The sequence below is a fragment of the Pseudomonas sp. BN415 genome (assembly GCF_029871195.1).
GTDB lineage: Bacteria > Pseudomonadota > Gammaproteobacteria > Pseudomonadales > Pseudomonadaceae > Metapseudomonas > Metapseudomonas resinovorans.
Genome location: NZ_SSOK01000056.1, coordinates 105360 through 113368, shown reverse-complemented (window position 1 = coordinate 113368; position 8009 = coordinate 105360). Strand labels below are relative to the sequence as shown.

The following is an 8009-nucleotide window of genomic DNA, read 5'->3' as shown; positions in this document are numbered from 1 at the left end:
CGTACCCGCCGCGACCTCTCCGGCATCAAGGAAGTCCACTACGACGGGGAAGCCGTCTCCTATGGCCGTGGCCAGTCCTTCCTGTTCGGTTCTGCGTCAGGCATACAGCTCGCCATCTACAACAAGTCCTTGCAGGCCTGGAGCATCGACAAGCTCGACTACTGGCGTTCGGTCTGGTCCGGCATGGACAACCCGTTCAATTCCGACGACGACCAGAACTACGACCCCGAAGCACCTGTCTGGCGGATCGAGCTGCGCTATCACCACTCCATCGTCCAGCAGTTCGCTGACGGCTCGGCCGATATGCAGACGGGCGCCATGATCGACAACCGCACCTTTGCCGAGCTGGCCGGCCATCTCGACGGGCTGTTTCAGTACGGCCTGGAGTCTTTCCGCCTGTGTTCCAGCAAGGGCGTGCTCGATGCCTTCTGGACCCTCATGCGCCAGGACGTGAAGGTGTCTATCCCGGCTGAATCGCTGGCCGGACGCACCCACTACAAACGCCACTTCAAGACCTCCCAGGGCTTCACCGGCAAGAACGTGGAGCTGTTCCTGGGAAACTTCATCAGCCTGCTCGCACGGGAGCGTGTAGGCGCGGAAAAGGCCTTCGCCAGCCTCAGGGAGTGGGTGTGTTGGCCCGTCATTCGCGATCACTACGCCGCAAAGGAAAAGGGCGAGCGTGATATCTACAAGCACATCCAGAAGCTGCTGACGGAGCGAACGATCAGGTGGGGTAGGGCGGTATGACGGCGCGCAAGGACGGTAAGACCTGGACGGCGGATTTCTACGAGAACGGTCGCACCGGACGCCGTATCCGCAAGAAGGGCTTTGCCACCAAGGCTGCTGCACAGCGCTATGAGGCGGAGTTCTTGGCCTTGCTGAAGCATACGGGCAGGCCCTTGGATGATCGCCTCTCGGACCTGGTAGAGCTCTGGTACGACCTGCATGGCTGCTCACTCAAAGACCACAAGTACAGACTCGCTCGCACACTGGCGGTGGTCGAACGACTACAAAACCCATGCGTGTCTGACTTCGATACGCTCGCTTGGGCTCGTTACCGGCAATCACGTCTCAAGGACGTCTCACCGCACACGGTCAACCATGAGCAGCGTTACCTCTCCGCTGTTTTCTCGGAGCTGACCCGTTTGGGGGCATGGGTGGGAAACAACCCTCTTGCCAACGTCCGCCAGATCAAGACCGATCAGGTAGAACTCACATTCCTGACCTTGGCGCAGATCGAACAACTCCTCGAGGAGTGCCGCAAGTCCACCAATAACCACACCTATCCCGTCGCGCTGATCTGCCTGGCAACCGGAGCCCGATGGGATGAAGCCGAGTCGCTGCAGCGCAGTGCCATATTCGGGGGCAAGGCACACTTCCACCGGACCAAGAATCGCCAGTCCAGGTCAGTGCCGATCCCGGCTGAAGTGGAGGCGATAGCGCTCAAGATCGGGATGCCCGGGAATGGCCGGCTGTTCATGTCCTGCAGGGCTGCGTTTCGGAGCGCCTACCAACGCTGTGGTTTCCATACGCCAGGGCAGATGACCCACATCCTCCGGCATACCTTTGCCAGTCACTACATGATGGGCGGAGGGGACATCCTCAGCCTGCAGCGGATCCTCGGGCACTCGTCCATCGCCATGACCATGCGCTACGCGCACCTGTCGCCGGATCATCTGGAATCCGCATTGCGTCTGTCGCCATTGGCGCAAAGCAGGCACGTTCCAGTATGATTTCAGTGATTGCAATGATTCCACTGGAGGTCCCTATGGCTAGCATCACGATTCGCAACCTGGACGATGAGCTGAAAGCTCGGCTTCGTGTCGTCGCCGCCAGCCATGGTCGCTCGATGGAGGAAGAAGTGAGGGTGATCCTTGCTGAAGCGCTTGCGAAGCAGAACAAGCCCAGCGGAATGGGCACTCGGATTCACGAACTTTTTGCCGCTGCGGGCGGTGTGGATTTGGAATTGCCTCCCCGCAACACAAAGGCACGTGCAGCGGACTTTGATGAATGATCCTGTTAGACACCAATGTCCTTTCGGAGATGATGAAATCCAGGCCTGACCCAAGCGTCGTTGCATGGCTGGATGCTCAGCCAGGTAGCGAACTGGTGATCTGTTCCATATCAGTGGCTGAGATCCTTTATGGGATCGCCAGGATGCCAAACGGTAAGCGGAAGGATTTGTTGGCGATAGGCGCCGACACGCTTTTCAACAAGCTCTTTGCCGGCTGCATTCTGCCTTTTGATGTGGATGCAGCTGTGCACTATGCGGCGCTGGTTTCGGCCAGTGAAGCCAAGGGAAGGGTGACAGATATGGCTGATGGACAGATTGCGGCGATAGCCCGGCTCTACAGCGCCCAGGTCGCTACACGAAACACCCGTGACTTCGAAGAGTTGGGGGTGGACCTTGTGAATCCTTGGGAAGGTGCCTAGCAAAGGCTCGGTAGTCGGGATGTAGTCTGTCGCCCAAAACAAAAAAGGGCTAGCTTGCGCTAACCCTTTGATTTGTATGGTGGCTACACCGGGACTTGAACCTGGGACATCAGCATTATGAATGCTGCGCTCTAACCGACTGAGCTATGTAGCCGAGTGGCGCGCATTTTCCGTATCTGTCGGGGGGCTGTCAACCCCCTCGCTTAGATAATTTTGTGATCTTTCAATTGTTTAGGTGGTGAGAACGTTTCAGGGGAGTGCGGTGGCCGGGGAGGGTTTTCAGCGGATCGAAGCAGGTGCCTGTGATGGGTATCGCTTCGCTAAACGCCATCCTACAGAAGCAAAAAGCCCCGGAGGTCCGGGGCTTCTTCGTGGATCAGACGTTAAAGCGGAAGTGCATCACGTCGCCGTCTTTGACGATGTATTCCTTGCCTTCCAGACGCCATTTGCCGGCTTCCTTGGCACCGTTTTCACCCTTGTACTGGATGAAGTCGTCGTAGGCGACTACTTCGGCGCGGATGAAGCCTTTTTCGAAGTCGGTGTGGATAACGGCAGCAGCCTGCGGGGCGGTGGCGCCGATACGGACGGTCCAGGCGCGGACTTCCTTCACACCTGCGGTGAAGTAGGTCTGCAAGTTGAGCAGGTCGTAGCCGGCGCGGATTACGCGGTTCAGGCCGGGCTCTTCGAGGCCGAGGGCTTCGAGGAACATGTCCTTCTCTTCGCCGTCGTCGAGTTCGGCGATTTCGGCTTCGATCTTGTTGCAAACCGGAACCACGATAGCGCCTTCTTCCTCGGCAATGGCTCTCACCACATCAAGGTGCGGGTTGTTATCGAAACCGTCTTCGGCAACGTTGGCGATGTACATGACTGGTTTGCTGGTGAGCAGGTGGAAGCCGCGAACGAGGCGCTTCTCCTCGTCACCCAGGTTCTTCAGCAGGGAGCGCGCCGGCTTGCCTTCGCTGAAGTGGGGGATGAGTTTTTCCAACAGGGCTTTCTGTGCCAGAGCGTCCTTGTCACCACCCTTGGCGTTGCGGGCGACTTTCTGCAGTTGCTTTTCGCAGCTGTCGAGGTCGGCAAAGATCAGTTCGAGGTCGATGATCTCGATGTCGCGTTTGGGGTCGACGCTGTTGGAAACGTGGATGACGTTCTCGTCTTCGAAGCAGCGTACTACGTGGGCGATGGCGTCAGTTTCGCGGATGTTGGCGAGGAACTTGTTACCCAGGCCTTCACCTTTTGAGGCACCGGCTACCAGTCCGGCGATGTCGACGAATTCCATCGTGGTGGGGATCACGCGCTCGGGCTTGACGATCTCGGCCAGGGCGTTGAGGCGCAGGTCGGGCATCGGCACGATGCCGCTGTTCGGCTCGATGGTGCAGAAGGGGAAGTTCTCCGCTGCAATACCGGACTTGGTCAGGGCGTTGAACAGGGTGGACTTGCCGACGTTAGGCAGGCCGACGATGCCGCAATTGAATCCCATGGTATGTGCCTCTGCGCGGAGTGGGTTCAGGCCTTGCGACTGTGCAGTTTCTGCATGGCGCGGGTGAGGTCACCGGCGAGCAGTTCTGGCATCACGTCGAGGGCGAAATCGATGCTGGTGTCGAGCAGTTCCTGTTCGCTGCGCGGGGCGCGACTGAGAACGAAGCCGGAAACCAGGCTGCTGTGCCCCGGATGGCCGATGCCAAGCCGCAGGCGATGGAACGAATTCTGGTTGCCGAGTTGGGCGATGATGTCGCGCAACCCGTTGTGGCCGCCGTGGCCGCCACCAGTCTTGAGCTTGGCAACGCCGGGGGGCATGTCGAGTTCGTCGTGGGCCACCAGGATGGCCTCGGGCGGAATGCGGAAGAACCCAGCCAGGGCCGCTACGGACTGGCCGCTGCGGTTCATGTAGGTGGTCGGGATCAGCAGACGAACGTCGCGGCCTTGATGGGAGAATTTCCCGACCAGGCCGAAGTACTTCTTGTCGAGGCTCAGGTTGACGCGTTCGCGCATAGCCAGGCGCTCAACGAAAAGGGCCCCTGCGTTATGCCGGGTCTGGTCGTATTCGGGGCCTGGATTACCCAGGCCGACGATCAGTTGAATGGCAGTCACTACAGGGGCCCTTTATCAGGCTGACGCAGAGTAAGAAATTACTCGGCTTCGCCTTCTTCCTTCACCACGCGGGAAGCATGGATGTTGGCAACTGCCAGGTCGTTGCCGTGGGCCAGGGCCACCAGCTCGACGCCTTTCGGCAGGGTCAGATCGGACAGGTGAACGGTCTGACCTACTTCGACCTTGGCCAGGTCCACTTCGATGAACTCCGGCAGGTCTTTCGGCAGGCAGGAGACTTCGACTTCGGAGATGGTGTGGGAAACTTCGCCGCCGCCTTGCTTCACGCCAACGGAGGTAGCTTCGTTGATGAAGTGCAGGGGGATGTGGGCAGTCAGTTTCTGGCCGGCAACTACGCGCTGGAAGTCAGCGTGCAGTACGAAGCCTTTGGCCGGGTGGCGCTGCAGGGCTTTGATCAGAACGGTTTCGGTCGCGCCGGAAACGTTCAGGGCGATCACGTGGCTGAAAGCAGCTTCGTTTTCCAGCAGCTTGGCCAGGTCTTTGGCCAGCAGGCTTACGGATTGCGGGGCTTTCTCGCCGCCGTAAATTACAGCGGGAACCAGGTTGGCATTACGACGCAGGCGGCGGCTCGCACCTTTCCCCAGGTCAGAACGCGCTTCGGCATTCAGGGCAAAATCAGTCATTACACTTCTCCAAAATAGCCAAAACGCCCGTAATGCTTGCGACCAGCATCCGGGCGGTTGGGCAAATAGCCCCGCCGAGGCGGGGTGCGTTCGTCAGGGATGCCCTTAGCGGAACATCGCGCTGATCGATTCCTCATTACTGATGCGGCGGACCGCTTCAGCCACAACCGGCGCGATATCCAGCTGACGGATACGCGAGCAGGCTTGTGCCGCGGCGGACAGCGGGATGGTGTTGGTCACCACCAGCTCGTCCAGCACGGAGTTTTCGATGTTCTCGATGGCACGGCCGGACAGCACCGGGTGGGTGCAGTAGGCGTAGACCTTGGCTGCGCCATGGTCCTTAAGGGCCTTGGCTGCGTGGCCCAGGGTGCCAGCGGTGTCGACCATGTCGTCGACCAGCACGCAGGTGCGGCCTTCGACATCGCCGATGATGTGCATGACTTCGGACTGGTTGGCCTTGGGGCGACGCTTGTCGATGATGGCAAGGTCAACGCCCAGGGATTTGGCTACGGCACGTGCGCGAACCACGCCACCGATGTCCGGCGATACGATCATGAGGTTTTCGAAGCGCTGGTCTTCGATGTCATCGACCAGGACCGGGGAGCCGTAGATGTTGTCCACCGGAATGTCGAAGAAGCCCTGGATCTGGTCGGCGTGCAGGTCGACGGTGAGTACACGGTCGATGCCGACTACGGTCAACATGTCAGCCACTACCTTGGCGCTGATGGCCACGCGGGCGGAGCGCGGACGGCGATCCTGGCGGGCATAGCCGAAGTAGGGGATGACCGCAGTGATGCGGGAGGCCGAGGAACGGCGGAAGGCGTCAGCCATCACCACCAGTTCCATCAGGTTATCGTTGGTCGGTGCGCAAGTCGGCTGGATCAGGAAGACGTCCTTGCCGCGGACATTTTCATTGATTTCAGCACTGATTTCGCCGTCGGAGAACTTGCCTACGGAGGCATCGCCGAGGGGAATATGCAGTTGACGTACGACGCGACGCGCCAGATCGGGGTTGGCATTCCCCGTGAAGACCATCATCTTGGACACGCGCAGTACCTGCCGGCTGAGGGTAGACCTGATGAATCAAAAAGCCGTTCAAAGGCCGTAGCTTTTGAACAGCTTTTTAAGTGTATGGCAGGGGCGGCTGGATTCGAACCAACGCATGGCAGGATCAAAACCTGCTGCCTTACCGCTTGGCGACGCCCCTAGAATTTTAACTTGCTGCGCAGTGCTTTCGTTGTGCTGTACGTAAACCCCGCGGGGTTAATGGCAGGGGCGGCTGGATTCGAACCAACGCATGGCAGGATCAAAACCTGCTGCCTTACCGCTTGGCGACGCCCCTGTATCGTACAACCGAATGCCTTGCATTCCTTCTCAAGCCAGACCTTGAAGCTTGCGGTGCAACATCGAGATGTTACGCCCCTGAGCAACAAAGCTCGGCAGAGTGGCCGGAAGTTGGCGCGAGACTTTATCAGCATCGCTCTTGCTTGGGAAGCTCCCAAACACACAAGCTCCAGTGCCGGTCAATCTAGCTGATGTGAAATTATTCAACAAGATCAGCGCGTTACGTACATCTGGGTAACGCTTCTCGACCACCGGCTGACAGTCATTCCGACCGCCCCCCTCAAGAAGGCTGCGAACTTTAATGGGCGGAGAATTCCGTGTCAACTCAGGATCGGAGAAAACTTCTGCTGTGCTGACAAAGACTTGCGGCACCGCTACGAGGAACCAGGGCTCCGGCAGCTCCACTGGAGTCAGCTGCTCGCCGACACCTTCCGCGAAGGCGGCGTGGCCACGCACGAAGACTGGTACGTCGGCGCCCAGGGAGAGTCCGAGGGTGGCCAGGCGATCTTCGCTCCAGCCCAGGTTCCACAGGCGGTCCAGGGCGAGAAGGGCAGTGGCGGCGTCGGAGCTTCCGCCCCCGATCCCGCCCCCCATGGGCAAGCGCTTGTCCAGCCAGATGTCGGCTCCTAGGCAGCAGCCCGATTCGGCCTTCAGTTTGCGAGCAGCGCGAACGATCAAGTTGCTGTCATGGGGGACGCCGGGCACTTCGGTGCGCAGGTGGATTTCACCGTCCTGGCGCAGCGAGAAACCCAGTTCGTCGCCATGGTCGAGAAACTGGAAGAGTGTCTGTAGCTCGTGATAGCCATCGGCGCGACGGCCGAGAATGTGTAGCATCAGGTTGAGCTTGGCTGGAGCAGGCAGGATGAGTTGCGCGTCCTGCATGTCACTGGCCGAGCTGGCGTGGCTGCCAGTCCTTGATCACCAGGGTGACGTCAAGGTTCTCGCCGCTGAGCTTGATACGCTCGGGCAGGGCATAGCCGTTCTGCTCGACATAGCTCAGGTAGTGCACTTGCCAACCGTCCTGCTGCAGGTGGGACAGGCGACTGGCGCCGTCGAGGGTCAGGCGGCTGCGAGTATCGGGGGCTGGCAAGCCGCGCACCCACCAGAGCAAGTGGGACACCGGCAGGCGCCAGCCGAGCTGTTCTTCCAGGAGCGCTTCGGGGGTTTCGGCCTGGTAACGGCCCTGATTGGCAACTTCCAGTTCGATCTTGCCTGGGCGGCCAGTCAGGCGCGCTGCACCGCGGCCCAGCGGGCCGGAAAGGCGGATGTCGTAATAGTCCTGGCGCTGCAGCCAGAACAGGGTGCCGCTTCCTGAGTCCTTGGGGGCACGGATGCCTACTTTGCCGCTGATCTGCCAGCCGTCGAGGGTGCTGACCTGGCTCTTGTGCGCATTCCAGGAGGCCTGGTTGCCTTGGCCTTCGAAGGTTTCATGGGGAGTCAGAGCGGCGCAGCCGGTGAGCAGGAGAAGCGCGCCAGCTGCCAGGAGGTTACGTAAACACATGG

9 protein-coding genes, 3 tRNA genes and 1 pseudogene are annotated in these 8009 nt (G+C 59.8%); 4 read left to right on the top strand and 9 right to left on the bottom strand.

Annotated elements, in window-relative coordinates:
* The 4 genes and pseudogenes from E8F20_RS15905 to E8F20_RS15890 all read left to right on the top strand — a co-directional run.
* Positions 1 to 747 (top strand): annotated as a pseudogene (locus E8F20_RS15905) (hypothetical protein); the annotation flags it as partial.
* A complete protein-coding gene (locus E8F20_RS15900; protein ID WP_280284569.1) occupies positions 744 to 1733 on the top strand; it encodes a tyrosine-type recombinase/integrase in 990 nt (329 codons plus the stop codon). The pseudogene E8F20_RS15905 and the gene E8F20_RS15900, both read left to right, overlap by 4 nt.
* 35 nt (positions 1734 to 1768) lie before the next feature.
* Positions 1769 to 2014, top strand: a complete 246-nt coding sequence (locus E8F20_RS15895) for an Arc family DNA-binding protein (protein WP_028629912.1) — start codon at positions 1769 to 1771, stop codon at positions 2012 to 2014.
* The gene (locus tag E8F20_RS15890; protein WP_280284568.1) at positions 2011 to 2433 is read left to right on the top strand and encodes a type II toxin-antitoxin system VapC family toxin; all 423 of its coding nucleotides are present in this window, start codon (positions 2011 to 2013) and stop codon (positions 2431 to 2433) included. Before E8F20_RS15895 ends, E8F20_RS15890 begins: the two co-directional genes overlap by 4 nt.
* A 77-nt stretch (positions 2434 to 2510) precedes the next feature.
* Here E8F20_RS15890 and E8F20_RS15885 read toward each other — a convergent pair.
* The 9 genes from E8F20_RS15885 to lolB form a co-directional block, all read right to left on the bottom strand.
* Positions 2511 to 2587: transfer RNA gene (locus tag E8F20_RS15885), tRNA-Met, on the bottom strand.
* A 222-nt stretch (positions 2588 to 2809) separates the two neighbouring features.
* Entirely contained in the window at positions 2810 to 3910 is a 1101-nt protein-coding gene (gene ychF, locus E8F20_RS15880; RefSeq protein WP_280284567.1) for a redox-regulated ATPase YchF, read from the bottom strand.
* Between the two features lie 26 nt (positions 3911 to 3936).
* On the bottom strand, positions 3937 to 4521 hold the full coding sequence (pth, locus tag E8F20_RS15875) for an aminoacyl-tRNA hydrolase (RefSeq protein ID WP_280284566.1): 585 nt from the start codon (positions 4519 to 4521) through the stop codon (positions 3937 to 3939).
* A gap of 38 nt (positions 4522 to 4559) precedes the next feature.
* Positions 4560 to 5162 carry a 50S ribosomal protein L25/general stress protein Ctc gene (locus E8F20_RS15870; protein WP_028629916.1) on the bottom strand — a complete coding sequence of 201 codons (603 nt, stop codon included), beginning with the start codon at positions 5160 to 5162 and terminating at the stop codon, positions 4560 to 4562.
* A gap of 105 nt (positions 5163 to 5267) precedes the next feature.
* Complete coding sequence (locus E8F20_RS15865) at positions 5268 to 6209, bottom strand: ribose-phosphate pyrophosphokinase (RefSeq protein ID WP_028629917.1); 942 nt, start codon at positions 6207 to 6209, stop codon at positions 5268 to 5270.
* Positions 6210 to 6294: 85 nt separating this feature from the next.
* Positions 6295 to 6369: transfer RNA gene (locus E8F20_RS15860), tRNA-Gln, on the bottom strand.
* Positions 6370 to 6429: 60 nt separating this feature from the next.
* Positions 6430 to 6504 (bottom strand) — tRNA-Gln (locus E8F20_RS15855).
* 32 nt (positions 6505 to 6536) lie between these two features.
* The gene (gene ispE / locus E8F20_RS15850) at positions 6537 to 7388 is read right to left on the bottom strand and encodes a 4-(cytidine 5'-diphospho)-2-C-methyl-D-erythritol kinase (RefSeq protein ID WP_280284565.1); all 852 of its coding nucleotides are present in this window, start codon (positions 7386 to 7388) and stop codon (positions 6537 to 6539) included.
* Position 7389: 1 nt separating this feature from the next.
* Positions 7390 to 8007, bottom strand: a complete 618-nt coding sequence (gene lolB, locus E8F20_RS15845) for a lipoprotein insertase outer membrane protein LolB (protein ID WP_280284564.1) — start codon at positions 8005 to 8007, stop codon at positions 7390 to 7392.
* Between the last annotated feature and the right edge of the window lie 2 nt (positions 8008 to 8009).

What these genes read in the sequence shown, in the direction of transcription:
- E8F20_RS15900 (WP_280284569.1), top strand. Translation starts at nt 744, where the DNA reads ATGACGGCGCGCAAGGACGGTAAGACCTGGACGGCGGATTTCTACGAG.
- E8F20_RS15895 (WP_028629912.1), top strand. Translation starts at nt 1,769, where the DNA reads ATGGCTAGCATCACGATTCGCAACCTGGACGATGAGCTGAAAGCTCGG.
- E8F20_RS15890 (WP_280284568.1), top strand. Translation starts at nt 2,011, where the DNA reads ATGATCCTGTTAGACACCAATGTCCTTTCGGAGATGATGAAATCCAGG.
- ychF (WP_280284567.1), bottom strand. Translation starts at nt 3,910, where the DNA reads ATGGGATTCAATTGCGGCATCGTCGGCCTGCCTAACGTCGGCAAGTCC.
- E8F20_RS15870 (WP_028629916.1), bottom strand. Translation starts at nt 5,162, where the DNA reads ATGACTGATTTTGCCCTGAATGCCGAAGCGCGTTCTGACCTGGGGAAA.
- ispE (WP_280284565.1), bottom strand. Translation starts at nt 7,388, where the DNA reads ATGCAGGACGCGCAACTCATCCTGCCTGCTCCAGCCAAGCTCAACCTG.
- lolB (WP_280284564.1), bottom strand. Translation starts at nt 8,007, where the DNA reads ATGTGTTTACGTAACCTCCTGGCAGCTGGCGCGCTTCTCCTGCTCACC.